This is a genomic window from Prevotella sp. (genome assembly GCF_036570325.1).
In the GTDB taxonomy this organism is placed as follows: Bacteria; Bacteroidota; Bacteroidia; order Bacteroidales; family Bacteroidaceae; genus Prevotella.
Map to the genome: position 1 here is coordinate 1 of NZ_DATCYK010000094.1, position 1,701 is coordinate 1,701.

Annotated in this window: 2 protein-coding genes; both read right to left on the minus strand. The window is 49.9% G+C overall.

Annotation, left to right across the window (positions count from 1 at the left end; all coding sequences use genetic code 11):
- On the minus strand, positions 1-985 hold a 985-nt coding region (locus VIR50_RS09345), incomplete at its 3' end, for a FecR family protein (protein ID WP_331934861.1).
- A 67-nt stretch (positions 986-1,052) separates the two neighbouring features.
- Complete coding sequence (locus VIR50_RS09350; RefSeq protein WP_331934862.1) at positions 1,053-1,583, minus strand: RNA polymerase sigma factor; 531 nt, start codon at positions 1,581-1,583, stop codon at positions 1,053-1,055.
- Positions 1,584-1,701 lie beyond the last annotated feature (118 nt).

The following is a 1,701-nucleotide window of genomic DNA, read 5'->3' on the forward strand; positions in this document are numbered from 1 at the left end:
ATCGGTGCTTCAGGAGAATGGTGTCGCCATGGAGTTCATAGGAAAGCGGATAGGTAAGGCTGATGACATGGAAGATGTTTTCCAAGCTGTTGTTGCGAATAGTGCCCGAGAAGGTTACGCGGGAGAGGTCGTTGGAGGCCATCACTACTTTGACATCGTACATGCGCTCAATGGTTTTGGCGATGTCGGAGAGGGGCGTGGCGTTGAAATAAAGGATGTCCTTGCGCCAAAAGTCGGCCTCGTTGACATTGTCGGTCTGGGCTACGGCAAAGGTATTCGACTTCTTATCGTAAACCAATTGTTGGTTGGGCTCGAGGGTAATGCCCGACTTCTTGTCGGATACTTTCACCCTTCCTTCTATCAGCGAGGTGGTTATCGTGGGGTCGGAGGGATAGGCTTTTACGTCGAAAGTGGTGCCCAAGGCCTCTACACTGACGCCATCGCACTCTACGATGAAGGGTTTTTCCTTGTTCTTGGCTACCTCGAAATAGGCTTCTCCGCTCAGTTTTACGATTCTATCCTTGAGGTTATAGGCTCCATTATAAGTAAGGTGACTGTAGGAATTGAGCCAAACCTTGGTGCCATCGGGCAGGGTGAGCCGTGCTTTCTGCCCTTTCTCAACCGTGTTTTCCACCACTTCGGCCACCCTATCGGCCATGGTTTGATGGGCACGATAGGCGTAAGTGGCCAGTCCAAAGGTCACTACAAGCAGTCCTATGGCCGCTATCTTGTAGTAATTGGGGCGTCGGGGGCGGCTTTCGGCTGTGGGTTGGTCTATCGACGAGAGGATATTGGTGAGCATGGAGGCCTCCATCGCGTCGTTGGCGGCAGTGGGAGTATTGACCCAAAGGGCATGACACATATCGTCGAAGCCTTCACTTTCGTCGGGCCGGGCGAGCCATTCGTCGAGCTCTACCGACTGTTGGGGCGTCAGTTGGCGGTTAAATAACTTCTCGATCAGTAGGCGGTATCTTTGATATTTCATGACTATGCTTGTGTTAGCGTGGGAGGATAGGAGGATGAGCGTGGGCCACGGGGTTGGTCGTTATGGCTTAGGAATCTATCCTCGACTTGAAAAACTTGAGCGAACGTTGTACTTGTGTGGCGACGGTTTTCTCCGAAATAGAGAGTTGTTGGGCTATTTCCTTGTAGGTAAGGCCCGACTTCCAGTAGAGCAACAGTATGTTACGGCGGGCGTCGGGCAGGCGATCGGCCAGCTCGAGGATGTAGTCTTCCATGAGCGAACGGTCAATCTCGGGTTCGGGATTGCTTGTTTTTTGGCTCGATTCCAAAGCCATTTGCTTCATGTATTGCTGCTTCAGCAGTTCGCGACGTATGTATTGATACACCGTATTGCGGGTAATGCGAAAGAGATAGCCTTCAAAATTATTGTCGTCATCAAGGCTTTCACGGTGGTTCCATAGCTGAAGGAACACGTCTTGGGTAATGTCCTGACTCACCGTAGTGTCCTTAATGAGGGCAAAAACAAAATTATATACCCACCCATTGTATAGGTGGTAAACCGTCTCAAAATGGCTTCGGCTGCCATTTCGCAGGCCACATATAACTTGTTTGTTGATCATCAGGATAAAGGTTGTCTATATATTATATAGTAATGAGCGCTGAAAAAGTATGACAGCGGTCATGAAAAAACATAAAAAAACAAGGAGACGACAAGCTCATGCCCATCGTCTCCTTCGG